Source organism: Bifidobacterium aesculapii, assembly GCF_001417815.1.
GTDB lineage: Bacteria > Actinomycetota > Actinomycetes > Actinomycetales > Bifidobacteriaceae > Bifidobacterium > Bifidobacterium aesculapii.
The window spans coordinates 19,418-44,500 of sequence record NZ_BCFK01000020.1 but is presented as its reverse complement, the minus strand read 5'-3'; the positions used below and the strand labels follow the sequence as shown (position 1 = coordinate 44,500).

The following is a 25,083-nucleotide window of genomic DNA, read 5'->3' as shown; positions in this document are numbered from 1 at the left end:
TTTCCTTGTCATTCATTCCGTCAACGCCACGAAATCACGCAGGAACTGTTCCGACGTCAGTTTGCGGGACAGTTCGTAACCATGCCGTCCCATACGCTCACGCAGCTGCGTGTCACCGGACAGCCGCGTGATAGCCTCGGCCAGATTATCAACCAGTCTGTCATCACGCTTGAACAACACCGCAGCCTGATCATCCGCATACTCCGGAATGCCACCTGAATAGGTGGTGATCAGCGGCCTGCCCGAGGCAAGACTCTCGATCACGGCGAGCGGCGCCGGATCATCCCAGATGGACGGCAGACAGCACACGTCCGCCATGGAATAGGCAAATGGCATCTTCTCATAATCGATGAACCCAGTGAACCTGATGCGGTCCTTCAGTCGTTCCGCAAGCTCGTGGAGCCGCTGTTCGAACGGACTGACCATGCCCGAGTTGAAGAAATACGCGCCGGCAATCACCAGATACGCGTTGCTGACATCCGCTTTGACGAACGCCTCCAGCAACTCTTCGGCGCCCTTCTCAGCGGTAAGGCGACCGGAAAACAGGAACACCGTGGCGTCCTCGGGAATATCAAGCTCCTTTCGGAAGGCTCGACCTCCCTCCTGAATGGTCTTGCTCAGCGGATTGAACCGTCCTGTGTCCACACAGTTGCGAAGCACGCGGCACCGGTTCGGGTCAAGACCGGCAATGGCTTTCTCCAGCTCATGGGAAATGTACTGCGAGACGGTGAGGTACCCTCGTATCTTGGTCAGGTATTCGTCCATGCCGAACGTATGCGTCAGCTGGTTATGCATGTGTACGAGAGTGCGATCCACGTACTTCGCGTTTTTCGCGTTCTTCAGCATGCGCATCGGCAACAGCGTGTTCTCGAAGACGATGCGATCGAAGTCATGCTTCGCGCAGTACCGGGACAGCTTATGCCCATACCACAGGCGCTGCGCGAAATACCGGTATGCCATCAGCTCATGCTTATGCAGGATGTTCTTCGCCGTCCAGTACATGCACTTGTCCACAAGGCGCACGAACCACGGCATCTTGAACAGCACGTACTGCGTATGGGATCTGGCATCATCCGACTTCTTGTCGGCGACCTCCTGAGCCGCGGCAGTCCAGGACGAGAACACCGTCAAATCGATGAGGCCACGCTTCTCATTCTCCGTCGCCAGCATATTGACCAATGCCTCTACGGCACCGCCTTCGACATTCGGTACCGGCAATCCGCCACCAGAAACAATGGCAATCCTACGCTTGTTATCCAAGGTCACTCCCCCATCAGTTCGACGAGTTGGTTCAGGTAGGCGGCGGTGCTCAGCCGTTCGGCGAGCTCGCGGCCGTGCGCGCCGTATGCGGCGCGCTTCTGCGGATCGGCGGCGAAATCACGCATGGCGTCCGCCAGATTGGCCGTCAGATCGCCGTCACGCTCGAGAATCACCGCGGCCTTATCGTCCGCGTATTCGGGGATGCCACCGGAACGCGTGGTGATGAGCGCCCTGCCGGAGGCGAGGCTCTCGATCACGGCGAGCGGCGCCGGATCGTCCCAGATGGACGGCAGGCAGCACACGTCCGCCATCGCATACACGGACGGCATGTCCTTGTAGTCCACGAAACCGGTGAACTTGATGCGGTCGCCCGCCTGCTTCGCCAGTTCGTGCAGTTCACGCTCGAACGGGCTCACGATGTTCGAGTTGAAGAAGAACGCGCCGGCGATCACCAGATACGCGTTGTCGATATCCGCCGTGACGAACGCCTCCAACAGTTCCCGCGCGCCCTTCTCAGGCGTGAGACGCCCGGAGAACAGGAACACGGTCGCATCCTCGGGAATGCCGAGCTTGCCACGGAACGCCTTGCCGCCGGCCTGCACCGAGCCATCAGCGGGATTGAACCGCGTGATGTCCACGCAATTGCGCCACACGGACTTCTGCTCCGGCTCCAACCCCTTGCCGTTCGCCTTCGCAAGGAACGCGTCCAACGTGCCGACGATGTAGTGGGAGACGCCGAACACCTTGCGCACGCGCGCGATCTCCGACTTGCAGCCGAAATCATTCGTGACCTCGTTATGCAGGTGGTAGTACACCTTGCCCGCATACTTGTCCATATTCCCATGCTTCTGCATCGTCATGAACAAGGTGGCGTGGTTCTCGATCATCACCGCGTCGAAATCCCGTTTCGCAAGCTGCGCCGCCACATGGCGGATGTACCACAGACGCTGCACGATGTACCGGTAGCTCATCAGCTTGGGCTTGTGCAGCACGTACTTGGCGAGCGCGTACACGCACCGGTCCGCAGCGCGCACGAACCACGGGGCATGCACGAAATCGAACTCCGTGTGCGTGAATCCCCGCGCGGCCTCGTCCACGCCGTCCGCCCATGCGGAGAACACCGTGAAATCGAATCGCGGAGTCTTCTCATTCTCCCGCGCCATCACCATGTCCAACGCCTCGACGGCGCCGCCCAACACATTCGGCACCGGCAGATAGCCGGACGTCACGACGGCGACCCTTTTGCGCCGCTTCCTCTCATCGGTCATCGCTCGTTTCCTTCCTTCCTCGCCAATTCCTCATACCAGTCGCACAGTCTCGCCGCGCTGTCCTCGATGTCGTACCCCGCGGCGCACACCGCATCCCTCTCATCCGCACGTTCGGCAACGGAATCGGCCGAAGCAAGCGCATCGACCCACTCATCAACGTCGTCCAACGGCAGAAAACGCACCAGTCCCGGAATGATGCCGGCCTCATCAGGCACCTGATCGGAAGCGATGACCGGCATGCCCGACGCCTGCGCCTCGATGGCCGCCATACCCAACCCCTCGTATGTGGAGGGGAACGCCAGCATATCGAACGCCTGATACAGCTCATGCACATCATCCCGCACACCAAGCACTCGAACCGCGCGTTCGATGCCGAGCTCCCGAATCCGGTCACGCACCCGGGGCATCATATCGCCGTCGCCGGCGAAGACGAGCACCGCATCCGGCCGACGCTCCAACACACGAGCGAACACGTCGAGCGTGAACATCTGGTTCTTCTGGAAGCACATGCGCCCCACCTGGCCGATGACCGGCTGCGCATCATCCACCCCAAGCTCGGCGCGCTTGGCTGCCCGGACAGCGGCGTCGAAGACGAACCGATCCACATCAATGGCGTTCTTCATGATGCGGACGCGACCCGCATCCACCAGCTTGTCGCCGAACAGCCAACGTGCGGCGAAATTCGAGCAGGCCGCGTAATCGGTCGGGTACACGCGCGAGAACGGGCGCAACACCATCTTCATGGCGGTCTTCGCCCTCTCCCCCGGGTTCGACGTGCTGTGGCTGTGCGCGATGCGGACCGGCACGCCCGCCTTCTTCGCGGCGCTCAACGGAAACACGCTCAGCGAGTTCAGATTCGAATGGACGATGTCCGGCCTCTGCTCGGCGAACAGGACGCGCAACGCACGCAGATACGCGGGAAGCCGCTTATAGGCCGGCACGACGAACACGCGCCCTCCCAACGATTCGATCTCCGCGCGCGGCACCACGGTGGAATCATCGTCCACAATGAAATCAAACTGCACACGGTCATGGTCGATATGCCGGTAATGGTTCATGATGGTGGCTTCCACTCCGCCGCCCATCATGCGGCCCATAATCTGCGCAACACGAACTACCGGCATGCGTTCTCCTCCCGGACACAACGGTCTACGTACTCTCACCATCGTCAAGACTACCGACACCCTATGTCCCACAATGCCCGCATAACCATACACGTCATGTCGGGAGCGTTAACGGAACAACAACGCCCGCAATTCGCCGATGACCTTCCGCCGATGCAACGCCAGCCCCCGCACCAAACGGTACACGGGCATGAACGGGATGAGCCACGGACGCCCCTCCAGCCAAGGGTAGGCGGAAACCAGCAGACCACGGCTCGGGAAGATGCGCGACCACAAGTACCGCAGCCGACCAGAAAAAACGGAAGACCCCGCGGCGACGGACCGCTCCACATCATGCTGCACCTTGAACCCGAGATTGCCGTAGATCCCGCACGTCAGCAGCGAGCGCAGGAACGCCGCATCCTCATCGGTGAAATCGGCCGGACGAAGCTTCCCGGACGCCGAACGCCCACCGAACACGAGCGCCGCGAGACCCCGCACGCGGCGTTCGAACGAGACAAGATCGAGCTTCTCCAACTCACCGCGCACATACCCGGCATCGGCTCCGCGGTCATGCATGGCGACATCGTACACATACGCGTCCGCCACGAACCGGATGCCACAGCCTCCTCCATGCTCCCAATGCTTGAACATGTGCACGAGATGGAACAGGTACTCGTCCTCGATGGGCCACCGCATCTCGCCGGCGCCCTTACAGGCTTCGAACGATGCGGCGTCGCGGGGCGCCGTGCGCCGCCACGGGTTGGCGTAATAGTCGTGATGCTCGCTGCCCGGACGGGAGATCTCCTGGAACATCTCGAACGTGAGCATGGGCGACCGGACGAAATCCATCTCGCCATGAGCCACGTCATACAGCGTATAGCCGAGACCGAGCATGACCTCGCGCACGTCGTCCGCGGATCGCCGCTCGTCGAACGCCTCATACCCGTGACCGTCATGACCGTCCAGACCGTCCGGACCATCCGGAACGTCCGGAAGCGGCCGGATCCTGCCGTACAGGATGTCGTTGTCACTCATCGAACGCATGCCCGCGGACGGATAGTACGCGCTCATGGCAGCTCCCTTGAGCGCAAGGAAGGAGATGCCCCTGTCCACCAGTCCACGGGCTATACTCTCCCGCTCCGCATCGAACTGAAGCTGGCGGAACAGCGTCATATCCGCGCAACGTCGCCACTCGTCGCTCAGATCCGCATCAATCGGCGGCACCGGATGCTCAGGCAATCCCATCCACGTGATCGCCTCGACGCTGTTCAGCTTCGCAAGGTCGAATACGTCATGCCATGAAACGGTCTCGGGCTTCGCATCGTCGGGGCATCGCACGCCCTGCAAGGCGCACGCGATCAGACGGCACAGGTACAATCCCTCATCGAAATCGAAGACGCGTATCCCGTCCATAGCCGTCACCACCCCGCAAGCCGTCTGGGTCAGTCAGTTGGTCAGTCCGTTCATCCAGTCCGCTGATCAGTCCCGGCGGAACAGGTCGCGCGTGTACACCTTGTCTTTCACGTCGTCGAGCACACTGTTGTAGCGGTTGGCGAGAATCGCATCGCTGCGGCGCTTGAACTCGTCGATGTCGTTGACCACTTCTGAACCGAAGAACGTGGAGCCGTTTTCGAGCGTCGGCTCGTAGATGATGACGGTGGCGCCCTTGGCCTTCACGCGCTTCATCACGCCTTGGATGGCGGATTGGCGGAAGTTGTCCGAGTTCGACTTCATGGTCAGGCGGTACACGCCCACCGTCACCGGCTTCTCGTCGACCGCATCGTACTCGTTGTTGTCGCTGTAGCCGTACCAGCCGGCCTTCCTGAGCACGCTGTCCGCGATGAAGTCCTTGCGCGTGGTGTTCGAGTCGACGATCGCCTGGATGAGGTTTTCCGGCACGTCCCGGTAGTTGGCGAGCAGCTGCTTCGTGTCCTTCGGGAGGCAGTAGCCGCCGTAGCCGAAGCTCGGGTTGTTGTAGTGCGTGCCGATGCGCGGGTCCAGGCACACGCCGTCGATGATCTCGCGCGTGTCAAGGCCCTTGGACTCGGCGTACGTGTCGAGCTCGTTGAAGTAGGAGACGCGCAGCGCCAGATACGTGTTGGCGAACAGCTTCACGGCCTCCGCTTCGGTGAAGCCCATGAACAGCGTGTGGATGTTCTCCTCGATGGCGCCCTGCTGGAGCAGCTTCGCGAACGTGTGCGCGGCCTTGACGAGATGCTCGTCCTGCGGATCCGTGCCGACCACGATGCGGCTCGGGTAGAGATTGTCGTACAGGGCCTTGGACTCGCGCAGGAACTCCGGGCTGAAGATGATGTTCCTCGAGCCGGTCTTCTCGCGGATGGACTTCGTGTAGCCCACCGGAATCGTGGACTTGATGACCATGATCGCGTCCGGATTGACCTTCATCACCAGATCGATGACGGACTCCACGGCCGAGGTGTCGAAGAAGTTCTTCTGGCTGTCGTAGTTCGTCGGGGCGGCGATAATCACGAAATCGGCGTCGGAGTAGGCCTTCTCACCGTCCAGCGTGGCCGTGAGGTCAAGGGGCTTCTCGGCGAAGTACTTCTCGATGTACTCGTCCTGGATGGGTGACTTGCGCTCGTTGATCATATCGACCTTCGCGGGGATGATGTCCACCGCCGTGACCTGATGATGCTGCGACAGCAACGTGGCGAGGCTCAATCCCACATAACCGGTGCCTGCCACCGCGATCTTCAACGAGTCGAAATCCCTCACTGCGCCATCATCCTCTCGTCCGGGCATCCACCATACCGCCGCGATCCGCACAACCGGGCGCACGCCCGGTATTCCGCCCCACCCGGAGGCGCGCTCCTGCGACAAACTGCCTTCACTATAACGCAAGGGGGCACCGCGCGCCCATTCCCTCCACCGCCCCTGTCTCCGCGCGATTTTGGTGCGCTGCGCGGGGCCGCAGCGCACCAAAATCGCGCAAAGCCGCTACGAATCCCACTCGTCATCGTTCTTTTGCCCGCCATTTGCATTCGCGTCCGGTTTTGCGGGTGATTCAGCTTGCGCGGCACACGCGGAAATCACCAAAACGGCTTGATTCCAACGAAACCGCCGGTATCATCCTCCGTGTGTTTCTTTTGCTTCCAAAAGCAAAAGAAACTAGTATGGCCTACAACAGCACAAGGGAGACACCACATGCCGGAAGACATCATCACGCTCATCACGGCTCTCGCCAGCCAGAGCAGCGAAAACGAATGCCTTGAATTCAAGCACGGCAACACCGATCCGGACCGCATCGGCCGCGACATCTCCGCCCTCGCCAATTCGGCCGCACTACTCGGCCACACCTTCGCATACAAGGTATGGGGCATCGACGACGCCTCTCACCAACTCATAGGTACGACGTTCAATCCCAAGACCAAAAAGATCGGCAACCAGGAACTCGAACTCTGGCTGCGTCAGCATCTGTCCGACAACGCGGAATTCCGCTTCGAAGAAGCGGAAGCGTTCGGCAAGCACCTCGTCCTGCTACGCATCTGGCCCGCCCAATACCGACCGGTGTTGTGGCAAGGCCTCGCCTACATTCGTACCGGCTCATCCACGCAAGAGCTCAAGCACGGCTCCCGCCGCGAAGAGGAACTGTGGAACCGCACTCGCGCGGAAGTGTTCGAACTGCAACACGCACTCAACGGGCTGACCGACGAGGAGATACTCGCCAAACTGGATACCGACTGGTACCGGCAGCAACTCGGCATCCCGCAAACCACGTCGACGGAACACATGCTCCACCTATTGGCCAGCGAGCATCTCATCAGCGAACAAGACAGCGGACGATACGCCATCACCAACCTGGGAGCACTCATGTTCGCGCGCAACCTCAACGATTTCCCCAGCGTGGCGCGAAAAGCACTACGGGTCATCCGCTATGACGGCCCATCATCCATCGCCCCCTCGCGAAGCAAGACATTCCCCTACGGGTACGCGAAACTCGACCAGATGCTGGACTACATCGAAGCACTGCTGCCGGAAGAGGAAACCATCGAGGGAGCCCGACAGGTGACACGACGGGCCTTCCCCCATACGGCGCTCCGCGAACTCACCGCCAACATGCTCATCCACCAGGACCTTTCCATCACCGGAGCCGGCCCCATGGTCTGCATCTTCGACGGTCGTCTTGAATTCACCAATCCCGGCCGCTCACTGGTGGATGTGGCGCGACTGCTGAATGACCCTCCGCACTCCCGCAACGAACGCATGGCGGCGCTGTGCCGCAGGCTGCACCTTTGCGAGGAAGCCGGGTCGGGGTGGGACAAGGTGGTGCTTGACTGCGAACGGCACCATCTTCCCGCACCGCAAGCGGAGGAACCCGGAGACAACATGCGCGTGGTGCTCACGCAATCCACGCCATTCCGTGAACTCACGCGGCAACAGCGCATGGATGCGGCCTACTGGCATGCGTGCGCACAATACGCACAACGACAGCCCATGACCAACGCCAGCCTGCGTGAACGTTTCGGCCTGCCATCGAGCGCCGCATCGCAGATTTCACGGCTTATCAAAATGTGTCTCGACGAGCACCAGCTGAAAATCGACGACCCGGATGCCGGCAAACGGTACGTCCGCTATCTCCCATATTGGGCTTGAGAACGCACAAGGCCGACTTGTGGTCGTGCTTGAGGTCGGGCCCTTAGGGATTCGACCGCGAGTTCTCTTTTGCCCGCCATTTGCATTTCCGGCGATTCTGCGGTCGATTCAGCTTGCGCAGCACCCTCGGAAAGCACCCAAAACGGCTTGATTCCAACGAAACCGCCGCCATTACTCTCCTTGTGCTTCTTTTGCTTCCAAAAGCAAAAGAAACACGCCGCACGCCGGCGCACCCCCGCAGGCCTCATGTGGAGCACACCGCACCACGCACTCGAGTCCAACTTCGTATGGAACGACGGCGCTCCACGCATTTCCATCATCTGTGAGTATGCAAATCGGCGTGTCGAAAAACCAGCACGCCGATAAACTCAGACAGAAGCGAACTCGCGAACGAGCGCATGACGCATAATATCGTCAGCGGAAACACCGCGACGTTTCGCCATGGCATCCAACATGGCCGACATGTCAGCACTCAACGAAAACGTACGACTGACAGATTCAGCCTGCGCAACCGGAACGACCGGGCCCGAATACACATCACCCGGCCTGCCGCCGAACTCGCCATTATCGGCATCATCCGCCCACTCGTCCAGCATCTCGTCAGTGACCACACGGCCACCCTTGGCAACAAAAGACATAATGCCCTCCTTACGACAATCTCAATTCACGCAACACTTTAGGAGTCGCCCTCATGGCATGGAACACATGCCACCTATCAGACTCATCCAGCACGGCGATCATCTCCAACAGTCGGCCATATTCGTCGTACCCGACCGCCACATAACGCAATGGGTCGGTACCATCTCGCGGCATGAACCGCACGACGTTGCGCCACGCCACGCACACCGAACGCTCGGACACGTCGGGATGCCGCATATTCACGCGCGGATCTACGACAACATCGCCAACCGGCATAAGACACCACCTTTCACTAGTGGTTTTCAGCCTATCCCCTGAATATGAAGACACGCTATGCACCATGACGCGGCCGGCGCGGAGCACGCACGGTGAATCGTGCACGGACAATCGTCGAAACAGACACGAATGCGCGCAAGCAATCCCATGATCGTTCAATGCACAAACTCTCGTTCTTCGCGCTTGATGCGTTCCGCCAGCCACATGTTGACCAGAGCGTTGCGCGACACCGCCAGATGCTCGGCCTCACTATCCAGACGCTCCACCATCCATTTCGGCACCGTGAGATTCACCTTGCGCGTGGTGGAAACGTCCTCCACCACAGCACGCGACATGTCGAAATAGCCCATCACGTCCTCACCGTCATCGAATTTGCGGTCGATGTCAGCCGCCTTGATCTGCTGCTCCGTCATATGCTGCCTCCTCGTTCTTGCGAGATCCGCGTACGGATATGATTCTCGTGCGGTCGCCCCTTGTGGTTGTTATCGCTGACCAGTGTCTGCCGTCAATCAGACCTATGACCATGATGCGTTCCTCGTCGGTTCCCGCGTAGGTCGGCACCTTGAGCACAGGCCCGTCCCATAAGTGTCAAGCGTCCTCGAAGTCGATGCCATGTTTGGCCAGATTGGCGGCGCTTGTGTTCGGATCATACTCAAATAGCAAGCAGACCTCCTTATGGATATCGATATTACACCTATCGGATATGCGATAAATATGGAAATCGACAATCCGGATGCCGGCAAACGCTATATCCGCTATGACCGCTATCCCCAGTATTGGGCCTGAGAACACAGAGCCGACTTGGGGTCGGGTCCTCAGTCGAGGACTCGACCCCAAGTGCCCTTTGCCGGCTAATGGCGTTTGACCCTGTAGACCTCGCTACGATGCTCAATCGTGAACACCACGACAGTGACCACACCATCGTCGATATGCGCCAAAACACGCCAATCGCCGACACGGTAACGCCACATGCCCGATAAATTGGCAGTCAGCCCTTTGCCATGCGCCCGAGGATCATCACAACCATCGATATGCTTACGCATCCAATCACGAATCCGCTTGCTATCCACAGGCCCCATCTTGCGCAACTGCCGTACGGCAGCCTTCGTATACTCAAGCCTCCATGCCATCCAGCATCCTATCGACATCATCCGCGCTATACCGGGTTCCGTCATCATGTGCCATGGCGTCCTGAAGCGCCGCCAGATCATCCGCATCTTCACGGGCCTGAGCCCACTCGGCTATGACGTTCTGTAAACGTTCGACAAGCGTCACACCGCTATCACGCGAATCACGCTCAGCATCGTACAGCACGTCCATATCGACAGGAACGTTGATAATCGCACTGGACATGACCATGCCTCCCTTTCACTAGTGGTTTCAGCGTATCCCCTGAATATGAAGACACGCTATGCACCATGGCGCGGCCAGGCGGAGAATCAGCACACGCGAATCAGTACGCGCCCTTGTGGCTCAGCACGGCACCGACGGTGCGGAACATGAGCACGATGTCGCCCAGAATCGACCAGTTCTGCACGTATGCCACGTCCAAGGCCTCGCTCTCCTCGGCGCTCAGGTCGGACCGGCCGGACACCTGCCACGGGCCGGTGATGCCGGGCTTGACGAGCATGCGGGTCGCGTACAGCTTGTTGTAGCGGGCGTACTCCTCGGGCAGCGGTGGGCGCGGCCCCACCACGGACATGTCGCCCAGCCACACGTTGAGGAACTGCGGCAGCTCGTCGATGGAGAAGCGGCGGATGAAATGACCCACCTTGGTGATGCGCGGATCGTTCTTCATCTTGAAGATGAAACGGTCCTTCTGCCCGGTCTCGGCGGCGAGCTTCGCCTTGAGCTCGTCCGCGTTGACCACCATGGAACGGAACTTGATCATCTGGAACGGTTTGCCGCGCAGGCCGATGCGCTTCTGCTTGTAGAACACGGGGCCGCCGTCGGTCGCCTTGATGGCGATCGCGACCGGCACGGTGAGAATCAGGGACAGCACAATCGCCAGCGTGGAGACGACCAGATCGAACACGCGCTTGATGCAGCGAGTGGCCGGCGTGTATTGGGCGAGCCGCTGCGTGATGATGGTCGTGCCCTGGATGGAGCGCACCTGAATCTCATGGTTGGAGGTGTCGGCCGCGGAGGCGACCATCGCGATCTCCAATCCCAGCGACTCCATGCGCACGGAGAAGATGTTGTAGTTGTCCGAGTAGCGGCGCAGCACGTCGGAGACCATCACGGTCTGCGCGTTCATGTCGACCATCTGTTCGGCGAGCGTGTGGTCGTCGTATTCGAGCACGGGCAGCTGTGCCCCCCAGTTGGCGAGCACCTCGCGCTGGAGCGCCTCCCGGTCCGTGTCGGGAAGGACCGCACCGGTCGCCGGGTCGAGGGCGATCGGACAGACCGCCATCGGCCGGTAGTTCAACTGCTGGCGGAGTGCGAGGAACTTCAGCGTGTGGCCGATGCCCTGCGGCGATCCGACGATCACCGTGCCGTACGCGTATTCGCCCTTCTTGCGCCCGTGCGTGATGAACAGACGCACGATGAACCGCTCCACCATGGTGAGCAACCACACGACGGACATCATCATCAGCATCGTGCTGAACCACACGTCCAGGTCGAGCACGTAGTTGAACGCGCACAGCATCACCCACGTCTGCACGGCACCGATGAACAGCAGCGAGTTGAGCTGGTAGCCGTCGCCCATCACATGCCGGTGGTACACGCCCACACCGTTCAGGCAGGACACGTAGATCACGGACGCGATGACGAGGTACAGGGTCAAGTCGATGTCGAGGTGGAACCGGTCGGACAGGAGCGCGTCGTACGGCTGCCAGACGAGCATCACGGTCGCCCCTGCGATGATGAACATGGCGGCGTCGACGAGCACGAGCGCAAGGTTCACGAAGAACCGCCAGTACATCACATGCGACAGCTGCCAGGCTCTCAAATCATTCAGCTGCTCTTCGGTGCGCCGCCTCGCTTTGGACGTGTCACCGTATGGGAATGCGGTCGTGCTTTCCTCGGACTGTGTGAACTGCGATGCCGCCATGCTGTTCCTCGTTCCTCTCCAATCGGCGCGACTGTTGCTCGCCACATCCGATTCCGCCATGTGAATGCGTCTTCTCCCCGAAATGAGAGCCTTCTTCACATGAATATTACATACATCCCCCCGGGACATCCTTTTGCGGCGGACAGACCCCGACGCGCCCGTACACGCGCAGCGGCCACCGGTAGGTGCGCCATGTGCTTTCCATAGTCGTTCGTCCTTGTCTGGTTGACCGCTGCGGGAACCACGGTAACGTCCAGAGTGCGCATGGGCGCGGTCTGAGGCTGTCTGGCGGCGGATGCGTGCGGTTCGAGGTGTCAGGTGGATGGGCTGTGCCCGCGTCGCGATGCCCCGGAATGACGAAAACCCGTCGCAACGCCCCATGGCGAGGGGCATAGCGATGGACGGAGTGTATATATAGAGATGAGTACGGGTTTGTGTCCTTCGTCGTAAAATCGTTTATCCCATTTCTTCAGCTCCCCTCGTCAGGGAGGCTGGCCCGCAAAGCAGGTCTGAGGGGGTAGTCAATTCATCAACGAATGTACGGCGCAAGATACCAGACGGTTCCGCTCTCGACCAGACGGTTCCGTCTTCGGCGGCCTGCTTGGCCTGAGTGGTTCCGCACTCAACGTGATTTGGCCGACTTTTCAGTTTGAGGGTAGATGTCCCCCCGGCCTCTTTCCGGCGCCATCGTGCAGCAACGGTCATTTCCCAAGGATTGTGATTCTTCGCCCTTCTCCCCTCAACCCTGGTGAAAACGGTAAACCGCAGTTGGGGGTGGAATCGGCACTGACACACGCAATCAGACAATCACCCACCGAATCGTTGCAACACCGCCGATGGCATCGCACTCACGAGTGTTCACCGAGTGTTAACCTCGCTCGAAACGCCGAAATGTGAGACGGTCATGTCACATGCCTGCACGCGCCTGCGTGACGCCGGCGTCACGCGGCGCCGAACAACGTGAGCACGATGAGCAGCACGTTGAGCGCGACGATCAGCGCGGCCACCGCGATGAACACCACATGCTTGACGATGCCGTCCACGTATTCGCCCATGAGCTTCCTGTCATGCGTGTAGCGCAGCAACGGGATGATGGCGAACGGGATGCCGATGGAGAGGATCACCTGCCCGACGACCAGCGCCTCGGTCGGGTTCGGCGCGAACCACAGCACGATGAGTCCCGGCACGAGCGTGACCACGCGGCACGCCCACATCGGTGCCTTGATCCTGAGCAGCCCGTGCATGATCTCCGAACCCGCGTACGTGCCGACCGACGTGGAGCTCAGCGAGGAGGCGAGCAGGCCAATCGAGAAGATCGTGCCGATCACCGGGCCGAGCACGCTCACGATCGCATGCTGCGCACCCTCGATCGAATCGGTGCCCTTCATGCCGTACAGGGAGTTCGCGGCGAGGATCAGCAGCGAGAGGTTCACCGTGCCGGCGAGCACGAGCGCCCAGAACACGTCGATCTTCGAGCCGTGCAGCAGTTCGCGCGTGGTCGGGCGCGCCTCGCCGCCCGCGTAATGGTCGTTGACGAGCGTGGAATGCAGGTAGATGGCGTGCGGCATGACGGTCGCGCCCAGCATGGAGGCGGCCATGAGCACCGAATCGCGCGTGGAGAAGCGGGGCACGAGCCCGCCGAGCACGTCGTGCGGGTCCGGCGGCGCGATGAACAGTCCGGCGATGAACCCGAACGTGATGACCAGCAGCAAGGCGATGACCATCTTCTCGAACAGACGGTGCGTGCGCCCGCCCTCGAACATGAGCAGCACGGTCGAGACGATGCCGATCACCACGCCGCCGGCGAACAACGGCAGATCGAACAGCAGGTTCAGCGCGATGGCGCCGCCGATGAGTTCGGCCAGATCGGTGGCGATGGCGATGACCTCCGCCTGCATGAAGAACATGAATCGCCCGGCGTCGCTCATGCGCGATCCGAGCAGTTCCGGCAGCGACTTGCCGGTCACGATGCCGAGCTTCGCGGACTGGTATTGGATGAGCACGCTCATCGCGTTCGCGACGACGAGCACCCACATGAGCAGATACCCGTACCGCGCGCCGGAAGTGATGTTCGCCGCCACGTTGCCCGGATCCACGTAGGCGACGGCCGCGACGAACGCCGGCCCGAGGATGCTCGCCAGCGAATGGCCGTGCTGGACGACGCCCGCCTCGTGACGCGCGGTCTGGCGCTCCTTCTCTATCTCCGAGGCGACGCGCTCCGGCCCGCCCGCGAGCACGTACTCGCGGTGCTTGTCCGCGCTGTGCCGCCGGCCGTAGCCGGTGCCTCCCGTCGCGCCGGCGTTCCGGCGCACGGCATGGGTTCGCCCATACCCTTTGCCCTGGGCCCGGCCGCGGCGCAACGCCTTCGCGACGGTCGGATCATGCGTCGCGTTCGCCCCCTCGACCACGCGGTCGTCGTTCAGCGCCTGCCGCGCCGACGCCTCCCGCACGTCATCATCCACCGTCCGCGCATTATCGTTCGATTCCCGCGAACCGTCATCATGCATACCCGTATTCCGCACTTGCAGCACTCCCCTCGCCGACTACCGCACTACGGTATAGCGCACGCACGTTACCCGCCGCAACCCCGCCGGACTCGCTCATGAAATGTGGCATCAATCCGAAAAGTCGCTCATAAAATGTTGCCGCATCAGGAAAACTCGCTCATAAAAGTGCATGCAAGGCTATAGAATCGTTGACATAGCAACACTGTTCAAGACCGTGCAAGACATGCGCGACCGCACAAGACCATGCAACGCGCCGCCGGTCCTGCGGGACGCACGAAAGGAGAGGCATGACGTACCTGAAACGCAGCGCGGACATCTTCCTTGAATCGTGGAAATCGAATCCGCATCGCCTCCCGCTCATCATCAAAGGACCGAGGCAGGTCGGCAAAACGGAGACGATCCGCAACTTCGCGAGCCGCCACTACGCGAACACCGTGGAGATCAACTTCGTGGAGGAACCGAAGTACCGCGCCATCACGACGGACGGCTACGGCGCGGACGCCGTCATTCGCGCCATCTCCCTCATCGACCCGTCGAAACGGTTCATCCCCGGCAAGACGCTGTTGTTCTTCGATGAAATCCAAGCGCACCCGGATATCGCGACCGCGCTGAAATTCCTCGCCATCGACGGCAGATACGACGTGATCTGCAGCGGATCGATGCTCGGCATCGGCTACCGGCAGATCGAAAGCAACAGCGTAGGCTACAAAACCGACTACGAGATGTATTCGATGGACTTCGAGGAATATCTGTGGGCGCGCGGCTACGACGGTACCGGGGAATCCGGAATCGCGGACGATATGCTCGCCCACCTATGCAAGGTCCAGCCGTTCAGCCAAGTGGAGATGAGCACCTACTCCTCGCTGTTCCTTGACTATTGCATCCTCGGCGGCATGCCCGCCGTGGTCGCCTCATCCATCCGCACCGGAACCTTCGAAGGCACATTGCAGATGCAACGCCAGCTCATCCTCGACTATCAGGAAGACATCCGCAAATACGCCTCCGGACTCGATCAGGCGCGCATCCTCAACGTGTTCAACCACATCCCCGTACAACTCGCCAAAGAGAACAAGAAGTTCCAGATCAGCAAAGTGGCGCACGGGGCGAGGTTCAAGGACTACCGAGGATGCGTCGAATGGCTGGAGTCCTCCGGCATGGCGAATGTCTGCCGGTGTCTCTCCTACCCGGAGCTGCCTCTCAAAGGCAACTACGATGAGAACAAGTTCAAAATCTACTTCGGAGACACCGGCCTGTTCGTCGCCATGCTGGACGACGAGGCGAGCGATGACCTGCGCGCGAACCGCAATCTCGGCGTCTACAAGGGCGCGTTGTACGAGAGCATCGTCGCCGAGGCGCTGCGAAAATCCGGCTACGGTCTCTACTACTACAAGAAGGACGATTCCACGCTGGAGCAGGACTTCTTCGTGCGCACCCATGAATGGCTGGTCCCCGTCGAAGTGAAGGCGCGCAAGGGCACGGCGAAATCGATGCGCACGCTCATCGCCTCGGACGCCTACCCGGAGATCCGCTTCGGCGTCAAACTGCATGCGGGCAACATCGGCAGCAGCGAACACGTGTTCACCGCGCCGTACTTCACCGCGTTCCTGCTGCGCCGACTACTGCGCGAGTACGACGCTGGGCGCGCGCCGATGCTGGACAATCCGGAGCGCTGAGACTCACTGGTCGGCGGGGATCTCCTGACCGGGGCAGGCGTGCAGCACGGCGAGCATCGCGTCCTTTTCGGCGGTGGTGACGGTCAATCCGTATTTCGATTTGACGCCGATCTGCCGCGCCACGTATCCGCACCGGTACGCGCCGTTCGTGGGCAGCCAGTACGCGGCGGAGGCGGAACCCTTGTCCTGGTTCGCGGGGCCGTCGACCGCAAGCAGGTTGTACGGATCGTTGCCGTACCGGTAGCGTTTCGCCGTATCCCAGTTGCGCGCGCCGGACTGCCACGCATTCTCCAACGCGACGACGTGGTCGATCTGCACGGCGGAAGACGTCCGCGCGCCGCGCGTGAACGTGATCGTCCTGCCGGTGTACGGATCGTCGAGCGTGCCGGTCTTCACCGTGCACGCGTCACGCCCAGTCACGCCCTTGAACGCGACGTTCTTCAAATCGCGCGCGAGAATGTCCTCGCGGATGTCGCAGCCGTCGCCGTCATCGTCGGTCTCGCGGTAGCCGAACGCGTCACGGCTGTAGCCGGACGCGTCCGGCGCGTCGTCGACGGCGAGCGCGGCGAGCACGTCCGCGGCCTGCCCGGTCGCGGCCGTCTCCCCCGTCACCTTCGCGACGGTCGGGCTGAGTTCGGGCAGCGCGAGGCCGATGCCCGCACCGGCGAGCGCGGCGAGGAAGACGAGGATGAGTACGCGCTCCACGAACCGTTGCCCGCGTACGAGGCGACGGCGGAAGCGCGCGCCGCCCCTGCTGCGTCTGCGCGTCATGGCCTCACGCGTAGGTGAAGGTGAGCGGGTCGTGGCCGGCGCGCGTCGGGCCGTCGAGCGCGTCGATGGCCGCGTGTTCGGCCGGTTCGAGCACGAAGCCGAACAGGTCGAGGTTCTGGCGCTGGCGATCCGCGTGCACGGACTTGGGGATGATGATCGTGCCGTTCTCGATGTGCCAGCGCAGGATCACCTGCGCGGGGGTGACGCCATGCGCGGCGGCGATGCGCTCGATGGTGCCGTCGCCCGCGTTGAGGTCGGCGCCGCGCGCCATCGGCGAATACGCCTCCACCGCGATGCCGTGCGCCTTGCAGAAGGCGACGACCTCGCGCTGCTGCCACGTGGGGTGCAGTTCGATCTGGTCGACGGCCGGCCATTCGCCGGTCTCCTCGTGCAGGCGTTCGAGATGCTCGGGCAGGAAGTTGCACACGCCGAGGGTCTTGACGCGGCCCTCTTCGCGCAGCTTGGCGAACGCCTTCCACGTCTCGCCGCTGCGCCAGTCGAACGGGGTGGGCCAGTGGATCATGTACATGTCGACGTAGTCGACCTGCAGTTTGGCGAGGGAATCGTCGAACGCCTTGAGGGCGGAATCGTAGCCCTGCTGCGAGTCGCGCAGCTTCGTGGTGAGCCACAGGGACTTGCGGGCTTCGCCGGTGTTGAAGCCGGTGGCGGCGAGCGCGCGGCCGACGCCGGCCTCGTTGTTGTAGCCTGCGGCGCCGTCGATGTGGCGGTAGCCGGCTTCGAGCGCGTTCTCGACGACGGGCACGACGCCCTCGTCGTCGATGCGCAGCACGCCGAGGCCGATCTGCGGGATGAGATGCCCGTCGTTCAACGTGACGAGGGGCGTGTGGAAGGTGGTCATATGCAGCTCCTTTATTGCGACTCCATTGCGACTCCCGAGCGTTCCGAGTCGTCCAGTATGCCACTGTACACGCGTGCGGGTGAACCGGGGTTCGGCACAAACCGACGTCCGGCAGTCTCAACGGCAGAACTCCGCCGGGCCTGACGCAACCTGACCGCTGAGAACCTCGTAATACGCGAATACCCCGGCACCTACTGGGTGTCGGGGTATTCGGACCGGACCGGCCGGGTCAGCCGGCAGACCGCGGCAGCTCGGGCCTAGTCAACCGAGCGGACCGGGAAGCCCGCCGGGGTGAATCAGCCAAGCAGACCACGGCGGCGCAGCACCAGGGTGATGCCGCCCATGCCGAGGGCGATCACCGCCACGGCCACGGCACCGGCCACGGAGGCACCGGTCTTGGACAGGCCGGCGGGCTTGCCGGACGGCTTCGCACCGGAGTCGCCGGACGGCTTGTCCGAAGGCTTGCCGGACGGCTGCTGTCCATCGCCGGAACCGTTATCGCCGGACCCGTTGTCACCGGAACCGTTGTCACCGCCGGAACCGGAACCGTCCTTGGCCTTGACGGTGACGGTGCGCTTGACGTTGGCCTTGTTGCCGGCCTTGTCCACGGCGGTGTAGGTCAGCTCGTAGGAACCGGCCTTGGTGGTGTCCACCGTGCCGTCCACCGTGATCGAGTCGGTCACGTCACCGTCCTTGTCGTCATCGGCGGTCACGCCGGCGAGCGGGTCGAACGCGTCGCCCACGGTGATGGTCACGTCATCGGCGCCGGAGATCACGGGCGCGGTCTTGTCTTCGCCCGGCTCGGGATCGGGATCCGGATCGGGATCGGGATCGGTGGAATCGTCCTTCACGGTCACCTTGAACTCGGCGGAGACCACGTGAGAGGCGTCGCCGCCCACCGCCATCGAGACGGTGACGGTCTGCTCGCCGGGCTTGTCGGGATCGTAGCCGGCGAACGTGAGCGCGCCGTCCTTGTCCGTCAGCGGCGCGGTGGTGCCGTCGGCCAGGAGCCGGCGCACGGCGAGCCCGTCCGTGGAGAGCTCCTCGCCCTTGGCGTACTCGGTCTTGGCGGGAGCGGAGACCACCGCCAGTCCGGTCACGGCGGAATCGGGCGCGGCCACACGCACGAGGCTGAAGTCGTCGAGCACGGCCCAGCCGCCGCCGTCCTGCTTGACGCTGAAGCCCACGGTGACGGTGCCGTCCTCGCCCACGTACACGGGGGCCATGGTCGGGTTCCTCCACTCGTAGCCGCCGTCCACCTCGCCGGGCAGGGCTTCGCGCACCGGGGTGCCGAGTTCCTTGCCGGCGGCGTCCTTGGCGTAGAGGCGGATGTCGTCGTTCTTGCCGCTGTCGCCGGTGATCCAGCCGGAGAACATGTACCAGCCCTTGGCCAGTCCGGTCACCTGCTGTTCCATCCGGAAGTCCATGGCGGTGGCGTTCCACGCGTCGAGGCTCTTCCTGCCTTCGTGCAGGTTGGATGCCTTCGTCTGGGTCTTGACCTTCACGGAGCCTTGCTTGTTGTTCCACGTGGGCGTCCACGAGTCGAGGTCATTCTCGAATCCGCCGTTGGCGAGGAGGTTCCCGCCGGGCAGCTTCGGGTCGGTGACGTTCACGGTGAACGTGGCGGTCTTGCCGGCCGTGTCCGCCGCCTTGGAGGTGACGGTCACGGTCTTGGCGCCGGGCAGGTTCGATTCGAATCCGCTCAGCTCGTAATCGGAGACCTCGAGCGTGCCGAGGGTCTTGCCGCCTGCGGTTTCGGCGATTTCAAGACCGGCGGCGTCGAACGCCTCACCGATCGCGTACTCGCTCTTGGCGGGCGCCTTCGTCACGATGATGCCGTCCGCGGTGGTGGGGGCGTCACCGTTCACGGTGACGGTCACGTCCGCTTCGAGCGGCTTGTCGCTGTTGTACAGCGTGGCCTTCACGTGGATGACGGCGGTGCCGCCGGCGAGCGCCTTGACGGTGCCGGTGGCCGCGGCGGAACCCCCGCCGGCGGTCACCTGCGCCACCTTGGCGGCGCTGGTGGTCCATTCGGCCGATTCGAGCAGCACGTCGCCGTCGCCACCGGTGCTCTTGGCGGTGAGGACGAGAGTCCGGCCCGCGTCGAGCGTGGCCTTGCCGCCGGTCAGGTCGTTGCCTTCGGCATCGGTGACGGTGAAGAACTCGGAGGCGCCGGGCGTGTTGGTGATCTCCACGGTCACGTCCGTGTGGACGTCGGGCGATTGCGCGGAGGCAACACGGACCGTGCCCTTGGCGGGCTGGACCGCCTCGAGGTTCGCGGCGTAGGCTGCGGGCGCGATGAGGCCGTTCTTGGAGACGGTGACCACGTCCGGGTCGAGCGAGGTGTAGGTCACGTCCTGGCTGTAGCCCTCGGGCTGCACGCGGGCTTTCACCTGGTGGGTGGCGCTCAGCGTGCCCTTGATGGGGATGAGCCTGACGTTGGTGCTGTCCACGGTGACGCCGGTGGCGGCGGGCTTGGTGGAGTACACGGCGAGGTTGTCGAGCCTGGTGGTCCAGTTGAGGACGCCGGCGCCGCGCGTGCCCCACAGCTGCACGCCGGCGAGGCCGCCGGTGTAGTCGACGCCTTCGGCGAACGGGACCGTGTGGGTGGCGGTGAGCTTCGCATCCTTGATCGAGGTCACGGTGAACGTGGTCTCGCGCTTGGCGAAGTCGAGTTCCACGTGCACGTGGTACCACGTGTTGCCAGCGTTGAATCCGCTGCCCACGGCCTTGCCGCCTTGGATCTCCGTGTTGGTGTCCTTAGTGCTGGACTGGCCGCCGGTGGCGTACACGAGTTCGGCGCCCTTGTTGGTCTGCAGGCTCAGGTAGCGGTTGTTCGCGCCGTCCACGAGGGTGAGGTAGGCGCCCTTGGAGCCGGCGGGCGAGCCCACGTTCCAGTCCACGTCGAACGCCGCGCCGCCGCCGGTGACGGGTGTGGCGAACGTCTTGGACGCGGCGCGCGCGCCGGAGCCGGAGCCGGAGATTTCGAGCACGTGGCCGGAATCGGACGAATCGCCGGCCGAACCGGATGAACCTTCCACGACCTTCGCGCCCATCTGGCCGGCGTAGTTCGCGAACCTGCCGAATCCGGCGTTGTCGCCGGCTTCGAGGTTGTCGAAGCTTTCGGACGCGACCGGCACGTATACGGTGGCCGAATCGTGGTGCCTGCCGTCCTTGGTGGTGGCAGTGATCGTGGCCACGCCGCTCCTGACCGCAGTGACCACACCGAACGCGTTGACCGTGGCGACGGATTCGTCGCTGGACGTCCAATCCACGTCGGTTTCGGTGGCGTCGTCCGGGGCGACGGCGGCGGTGAGCTGCACGGTGGCCTTGCCGCCGGTGGGCTGCGAGCTGAACGCGTCGGACTTGAGCCACACCTCGTGACGGTCGAGCTTCACGCCGGTGGCGGCGATCGCGTCCTTCTGCACCTTGACGGTGAGGCTGTCCGTGAATCCGCCGTTGACGGTGGTGACGGTGACGGTGGTCTCGCCGATCGCCTTGCCGGTCACGGTGCCGTCGTCGGACACGCTGGCGATGGCGGGGTCATCGGACTTCCAGGTGACGGACTTGTCGTCGGCGTCGTCCGGGGTGACGAGCACGTCGAGCGTCTTCGCGCTTCCCAGCTGGAGGGTGAGTTTGTCGCGTCCCAACGAGACGCCCTCCACCTGCACGGGCACGGCGTGGACGAGCACGCTGGCCGTGGCGGACGGGTTGTCGTCCGAGGTGACGGTGATGGTGGCGTCGCCCTTACCCACGGCGGTGACGTTGCCGTCCTGATCCACGCTCGCCGCGTCCGGGTTGGACGAGCTCCACGTGACCTTGTACAGGGTGGCATCCTTCGGGTTCACGGTGGCGGCGAGCTTCACGCTGCGCCCGTGGCTGAGCGTGATGGGCCCGGTCCGGTCGAGCGTGACGGATTCGACGGGCGTCTTCGTGGCGTCCACGGTGAACGAGAGCTTCGCCTTGCCGTCCGAGGAGGCCGCGGTGACGGTGGTGCGCCCGGCGTTCGCCACATTGAGCTGCACGGTGGAGCCGGTGTCCGTGTTCTGCTCCATGCGTCCCTTGGCGGTCTGCCAGGTCTCGCCGAAGAACGTGGCCACGGACGGGTCGGACGAGGTGAACACGGCGTGGCGGTCGCTCACGGTCTTGGCGAGCGCAGCGGTCATGTCCACGCGGCCGAGTGCCTTGGCGGCGACCACGTCGCCGTCCTTGACCTGCTTGCCGTCCACGGTCACGGTGAGGTCGCCCTCGGCGGCTTCGACCGCCGGCTTGACGGTGACCTTCGCCGTGGCGGAGACGCCGCCCACGCGCGCGGTGACGGTGGTCTCGCCGGCTTTGACGCCGGTTACGAAGCCTTGGCGCGAGACGGTGGCGATGGACGGATCGGCGGACGAGTACGTGACGACGCTGTCGGTGAGCACCTTGCCGGTGGGCTGGACGGTGGGCCTGAGCCGTTCGGACATGCCGCCGGCGGTGAGCTGGAGGTCGGCGTTCTCCAACGCGATCGCGGTGGGCGCGGTCGGGGTCACTTCGTAGCGGCCGTCATCGATGCCGTTGTCCATGCTCAGCGGCGTGGTCACGTCCGCGGTCTTCGTCTTGGCGACGCCGCGGATCAGGTACGCGTACATGGAGTCCATCATGTCGCCGGCCTTGCCGGCTTCGGCGCTGCCCATCTCCTTGATGTTCGGGTCGCCGTTGTTGAACATGATGCGCTGGTTCACGTCCGCGGAACCGCCTTCGGTGCTGGCGGCGCCCGGCGTGGGGATCCAATCGGTCTCCCAGTAGTAGAAGCCGCGCGTGCGGCCGTACGGGTCGGGGGTGTCGAGCGGGGCCTGCATGTAGTCGAGCAGCCAGTTGTACTGGCCGTTCGGGCTGCCCTCGTAGGCGGCCTGGGTCATCTGCGAGGTCTGCTGGTCGAACGTGGCCTTGAACCGGGTGAAGCTGTAGCCGGCCTCCACGTTCACGTAGTCGCGCCAGCGGTGGGTCTCGCTCGCGCTCATCGCGTTCGCGAACTTGATGATGTTGCCGCTGGAACGGCCGCCGTACAGGGAATGGGCTTCGCCGTCGTACTGGGCGCCGTTGGCGGACAGGCCCTCGTACATGCCGAACGCGTAGTCCACGTCGTAGCCGTTGTTGGTATGCACGTAGGTGGGGATGCCGGGGGCCACGTCCTTGATCGCGTCATAGGAGGCGGCGACGATGGCCGCATGGCCTTCGCTGGACTTGCCTTGGCCGATGGGCCTGATCAGGCCGCCGTCCTGCTCGTTGCCGGTCTTCACGCCGGCGAGGTTCACGTGGCGGTCCACGAGCGTGGTCATGAAATCGTGCACGTAGTTGTACACGATGGACTTCATGTGGGTCAGGTCGGAGTTGGTGAGCGTGCCGTCATAGGCCTTGTTGAGCCATTCGAGCGGCGTGTACGCCTTGGCGGCGCTGATCCAGGAGTCCGAGTAGTGGAAGCTCGGCAGGTAGCTCATGCCGAGTTCGGTGGCGCGCACGCCCAGTTCGGCGGAATGCACCTTGTCGAAGTAGCCTCCCTGCGGCATGCGGTACGGCATGGGCGTGCCGTCCGGGCCGTTCCACGACTGGTAGAGCTTCTCCGGCTTGGCGGTGGAGGTGTAGGTGTCGTTGCCCGCCTGCACGAAGATCATGTTGGTGATGGAGTTGACGCCATGGTTGGCGAGGATGGTCAGCGCGTCCTGATGGACGCCGTTGGCGAAGTATTTGCCGCCGTTGTCTTCGATGAGCGGCAGGAAGGAGACGTCCGCGCCCTTGGCCACGTCATCGTCGTGCATGGCGAACAGGTCGATGTTGTCCACCCAGGCGGAGTCCGTGCCGTTGCCGGTCCACGGGTCCTCCACGTAGGCGCCTTCGGTGCGGTGCAGGGTGACGGATTTCGTGTACGCCTCGTCATGCACGGTGTTGGCGTACACGGTGACCTGATCGGAGTCGCCGGTGGTGAACACGAGGCTCACGAGCGTGTATCCGGTGGTGCCGGAGGGCGCCTGGCGGATCACCGCGCCGTCCGCGCCGCGCACGCCGATGTTGATGCGGTCGCCGGTGGACGCGCGGTTGACGAGCAGGCCGTCCTGACCGCGCCAGTTGTTGTGCGGCTCGGTGGTGAACGTGTCCTGACGATCGACCTTGGTGCGCGCGGTGAGCACGTACTTGGTGTGCGGCTCGACCTTCACGCTTTGGGAGACGGTGGCGCCGGCTGCGAGTCTGAGGGCTTTGGAGCCGGCGTCCGCGGCGGATTCGTCTATGCTTACCGTGCCGCTGGCGTCCCAGCCGTCCAGCCCCTGCTCGAAGTCCCAGTTGGACACGGTGTTGGCATCGTCCGAGTCGAGCTGGAGGTTGAGGCCGTCCACGGCGAGCGCGGCGGCGCCGGCGGTGATGGTGACGGTCATCTGGCCGTTGTAGACGAGCACGTTGCGGTGCGCGGTGGCGGTCCACTGGTCGGGCTTGAGGTAGGCGTCGAGTTTGAGCACCGAGTTCGGGCCGCCCGTGTTGGAGACGGTGAGGTTGGCTGTGTTCTTGCTTGCCGTGCCCTTCACGTTGAGGTTGAGGGAGTAGCTGCCCTGCGGGATGCCGGTGATGGTGCGGGTGATGGAGGCGCCCGCGGGCAGCTCGGCGTAGCCGTTCCCCTCCGATGCCCCGCTTTGCGCGGCGGTGGCGCCGCCGTTGGCAGTCCAGCCGTCGAGCCCGTTCTCGAAGCCCATGTTGTCCACGGGACGGACCGTGGCGTTGGGCGAGGTGTTGGTCACGTCGGCCCTGGCGTTGGCGGCGGTGCCGGCGGCGAGCATGGCGAGCATGGTGGCGGTCGCCGCAATGACGCCCACCGCCGCCCGCGGCATGCGGGCGAGACGGGTTGCGATGCGGTCTGCGATGCCCATGCCGGAGACCGCACCGGTCTCGGGATTTCCCTTGTGCACGGACGGCGGCCTCTGTCCGCTTCCCGTTTGTGGCTGCTGGTGCCTTCCTGTCATTGGTGTTGACTCCCTCCCGCGTGCGATTGCGAGATCCTTCTCCTGATCCACCCGGAACGGTGTTGCCCG

Annotated in this window: 18 protein-coding genes; 2 read left to right on the top strand and 16 right to left on the bottom strand. The window is 63.2% G+C overall.

All coding sequences use genetic code 11. From position 1 onward, the window contains the following. Positions 1 to 12: 12 nt before the first annotated feature. From BFAL_RS02390 to BFAL_RS02370, 5 genes are all read right to left on the bottom strand, one after another. The gene (locus BFAL_RS02390) at positions 13 to 1,260 is read right to left on the bottom strand and encodes a glycosyltransferase family 4 protein (RefSeq protein WP_152973491.1); all 1,248 of its coding nucleotides are present in this window, start codon (positions 1,258 to 1,260) and stop codon (positions 13 to 15) included. Between the two features lie 2 nt (positions 1,261 to 1,262). Next, positions 1,263 to 2,528 (bottom strand): glycosyltransferase family 4 protein, encoded by a 1,266-nt coding sequence (locus BFAL_RS02385; protein WP_055426839.1) that lies wholly within the window; start codon positions 2,526 to 2,528, stop codon positions 1,263 to 1,265. Next, positions 2,525 to 3,652: a glycosyltransferase family 1 protein gene (locus BFAL_RS02380; protein WP_055426838.1), complete on the bottom strand. Its 1,128-nt coding sequence runs from the start codon at positions 3,650 to 3,652 to the stop codon at positions 2,525 to 2,527. The genes BFAL_RS02385 and BFAL_RS02380 overlap by 4 nt, the downstream gene beginning before the upstream one ends. Positions 3,653 to 3,760: 108 nt before the next feature. Next, positions 3,761 to 5,047, bottom strand: a complete 1,287-nt coding sequence (locus BFAL_RS02375; RefSeq protein WP_055426837.1) for a nucleotidyltransferase family protein — start codon at positions 5,045 to 5,047, stop codon at positions 3,761 to 3,763. Positions 5,048 to 5,113: 66 nt separating this feature from the next. Next, entirely contained in the window at positions 5,114 to 6,352 is a 1,239-nt protein-coding gene (locus BFAL_RS02370) for a nucleotide sugar dehydrogenase (RefSeq protein ID WP_082440293.1), read from the bottom strand. A gap of 447 nt (positions 6,353 to 6,799) precedes the next feature. On the opposite strand from BFAL_RS02370, the gene BFAL_RS02365 reads away from it, so the two are divergent. Beyond that, complete coding sequence (locus BFAL_RS02365) at positions 6,800 to 8,248, top strand: ATP-binding protein (protein WP_055426835.1); 1,449 nt, start codon at positions 6,800 to 6,802, stop codon at positions 8,246 to 8,248. A gap of 368 nt (positions 8,249 to 8,616) precedes the next feature. On the opposite strand, the gene BFAL_RS02360 is transcribed toward BFAL_RS02365, so the two are convergent. From BFAL_RS02360 to BFAL_RS02330, 8 genes are all read right to left on the bottom strand, one after another. Then, positions 8,617 to 8,886 (bottom strand): ribbon-helix-helix domain-containing protein, encoded by a 270-nt coding sequence (locus tag BFAL_RS02360; protein ID WP_055426834.1) that lies wholly within the window; start codon positions 8,884 to 8,886, stop codon positions 8,617 to 8,619. Between the two features lie 10 nt (positions 8,887 to 8,896). Beyond that, complete coding sequence (locus BFAL_RS02355) at positions 8,897 to 9,163, bottom strand: hypothetical protein (RefSeq protein ID WP_055426833.1); 267 nt, start codon at positions 9,161 to 9,163, stop codon at positions 8,897 to 8,899. 155 nt (positions 9,164 to 9,318) lie between these two features. Beyond that, positions 9,319 to 9,576 carry a type II toxin-antitoxin system BrnA family antitoxin gene (gene brnA / locus BFAL_RS02350; RefSeq protein WP_055426832.1) on the bottom strand — a complete coding sequence of 86 codons (258 nt, stop codon included), beginning with the start codon at positions 9,574 to 9,576 and terminating at the stop codon, positions 9,319 to 9,321. After that, complete coding sequence (locus BFAL_RS11500) at positions 9,548 to 9,733, bottom strand: BrnT family toxin (RefSeq protein WP_152973490.1); 186 nt, start codon at positions 9,731 to 9,733, stop codon at positions 9,548 to 9,550. The genes brnA and BFAL_RS11500 overlap by 29 nt, the downstream gene beginning before the upstream one ends. A gap of 281 nt (positions 9,734 to 10,014) precedes the next feature. Further along, positions 10,015 to 10,293, bottom strand: coding sequence for a type II toxin-antitoxin system RelE family toxin (locus tag BFAL_RS10570; RefSeq protein WP_082440288.1), 279 nt, complete (start codon positions 10,291 to 10,293; stop codon positions 10,015 to 10,017). After that, positions 10,277 to 10,522: a hypothetical protein gene (locus BFAL_RS02340; RefSeq protein WP_055426830.1), complete on the bottom strand. Its 246-nt coding sequence runs from the start codon at positions 10,520 to 10,522 to the stop codon at positions 10,277 to 10,279. Before BFAL_RS02340 ends, BFAL_RS10570 begins: the two co-directional genes overlap by 17 nt. Before the next feature lie 94 nt (positions 10,523 to 10,616). Beyond that, positions 10,617 to 12,089 carry a sugar transferase gene (locus BFAL_RS02335; RefSeq protein ID WP_370696048.1) on the bottom strand — a complete coding sequence of 491 codons (1,473 nt, stop codon included), beginning with the start codon at positions 12,087 to 12,089 and terminating at the stop codon, positions 10,617 to 10,619. Between the two features lie 1,070 nt (positions 12,090 to 13,159). Continuing rightward, a complete protein-coding gene (locus tag BFAL_RS02330; protein ID WP_055426850.1) occupies positions 13,160 to 14,419 on the bottom strand; it encodes an Nramp family divalent metal transporter in 1,260 nt (419 codons plus the stop codon). Positions 14,420 to 15,012: 593 nt separating this feature from the next. On the opposite strand from BFAL_RS02330, the gene BFAL_RS02325 reads away from it, so the two are divergent. After that, positions 15,013 to 16,398 (top strand): ATP-binding protein, encoded by a 1,386-nt coding sequence (locus BFAL_RS02325; RefSeq protein ID WP_055426829.1) that lies wholly within the window; start codon positions 15,013 to 15,015, stop codon positions 16,396 to 16,398. A 3-nt stretch (positions 16,399 to 16,401) separates the two neighbouring features. Here the strand turns inward: BFAL_RS02325 and BFAL_RS02320 are convergent, their stop codons facing one another. The 3 genes from BFAL_RS02320 to BFAL_RS02310 all read right to left on the bottom strand — a co-directional run bounded on the left by BFAL_RS02320 (position 16,402) and on the right by BFAL_RS02310 (position 24,960). After that, the gene (locus BFAL_RS02320; RefSeq protein ID WP_055426828.1) at positions 16,402 to 17,169 is read right to left on the bottom strand and encodes an HNH endonuclease family protein; all 768 of its coding nucleotides are present in this window, start codon (positions 17,167 to 17,169) and stop codon (positions 16,402 to 16,404) included. A gap of 4 nt (positions 17,170 to 17,173) precedes the next feature. Continuing rightward, the gene (locus BFAL_RS02315; RefSeq protein WP_055426827.1) at positions 17,174 to 18,028 is read right to left on the bottom strand and encodes an aldo/keto reductase; all 855 of its coding nucleotides are present in this window, start codon (positions 18,026 to 18,028) and stop codon (positions 17,174 to 17,176) included. A 296-nt stretch (positions 18,029 to 18,324) separates the two neighbouring features. Continuing rightward, positions 18,325 to 24,960 (bottom strand): Ig-like domain-containing protein, encoded by a 6,636-nt coding sequence (locus BFAL_RS02310; RefSeq protein ID WP_152973489.1) that lies wholly within the window; start codon positions 24,958 to 24,960, stop codon positions 18,325 to 18,327. Positions 24,961 to 25,083 lie beyond the last annotated feature (123 nt).

Coding starts and splice junctions, on each gene's coding strand:
- BFAL_RS02385 (WP_055426839.1), bottom strand. CDS start 2,528: ATGACCGATGAGAGGAAGCGGCGCAAAAGGGTCGCCGTCGTGACGTCC.
- BFAL_RS02380 (WP_055426838.1), bottom strand. CDS start 3,652: ATGCCGGTAGTTCGTGTTGCGCAGATTATGGGCCGCATGATGGGCGGC.
- BFAL_RS02375 (WP_055426837.1), bottom strand. CDS start 5,047: ATGGACGGGATACGCGTCTTCGATTTCGATGAGGGATTGTACCTGTGC.
- BFAL_RS02365 (WP_055426835.1), top strand. CDS start 6,800: ATGCCGGAAGACATCATCACGCTCATCACGGCTCTCGCCAGCCAGAGC.
- BFAL_RS02360 (WP_055426834.1), bottom strand. CDS start 8,886: ATGTCTTTTGTTGCCAAGGGTGGCCGTGTGGTCACTGACGAGATGCTG.
- BFAL_RS02355 (WP_055426833.1), bottom strand. CDS start 9,163: ATGCCGGTTGGCGATGTTGTCGTAGATCCGCGCGTGAATATGCGGCAT.
- brnA (WP_055426832.1), bottom strand. CDS start 9,576: ATGACGGAGCAGCAGATCAAGGCGGCTGACATCGACCGCAAATTCGAT.
- BFAL_RS10570 (WP_082440288.1), bottom strand. CDS start 10,293: ATGGCATGGAGGCTTGAGTATACGAAGGCTGCCGTACGGCAGTTGCGC.
- BFAL_RS02340 (WP_055426830.1), bottom strand. CDS start 10,522: ATGGTCATGTCCAGTGCGATTATCAACGTTCCTGTCGATATGGACGTG.
- BFAL_RS02335 (WP_370696048.1), bottom strand. CDS start 12,089: ATGTACTGGCGGTTCTTCGTGAACCTTGCGCTCGTGCTCGTCGACGCC.
- BFAL_RS02325 (WP_055426829.1), top strand. CDS start 15,013: ATGACGTACCTGAAACGCAGCGCGGACATCTTCCTTGAATCGTGGAAA.
- BFAL_RS02320 (WP_055426828.1), bottom strand. CDS start 17,169: ATGACGCGCAGACGCAGCAGGGGCGGCGCGCGCTTCCGCCGTCGCCTC.
- BFAL_RS02315 (WP_055426827.1), bottom strand. CDS start 18,028: ATGACCACCTTCCACACGCCCCTCGTCACGTTGAACGACGGGCATCTC.